This is a genomic window from Tenebrionibacter intestinalis, from assembly GCF_016632365.1.
Lineage (GTDB): Bacteria > Pseudomonadota > Gammaproteobacteria > Enterobacterales > Enterobacteriaceae > Tenebrionibacter > Tenebrionibacter intestinalis.
Map to the genome: position 1 here is coordinate 1 of NZ_JAEPBH010000194.1, position 364 is coordinate 364.

At 62.1% G+C, this 364-nt stretch carries 1 protein-coding gene; it reads right to left on the reverse strand.

Annotated features, from left to right (window positions below; translation table 11 throughout):
- A partial coding sequence (locus JJB97_RS18440; protein ID WP_238715541.1) for a hemagglutinin repeat-containing protein occupies nucleotides 1-364 on the reverse strand: 364 nt, incomplete at both ends.

Sequence of the window (364 nt, forward strand, 5' to 3'; positions counted from 1 at the left end):
CGCTGTTCACCGTAAGCTGCTCTTCAGCGCGGATAACGCTGTGGGTGTGATGCTGTGACCGGCTGTCTTCCTGACCTTTTTGCCGTGAGGCCCCCAGCTCAATGCTGATGCCGTTCTGTGAGCCCATCAGGCTGACGCCCACGCCCGCGCTCACCTGGCTGCCGCTGGTTTTACTCTGGCTGTGGCGCGTGTCCCGTGAGGCGCTCAGCACGATATCCCGCCCCGCCTCCAGCGTGACCTGTTTACCGCCAATCTGCACGCCCTGCCCGGCAATATCGTTGCGGGCGTTAATGATGACCTTTTCACCGGCATGAATGGCGGTACCCTGCGTGTCGGCGCTGTGGTACCGGCTGTCCTGTGATGA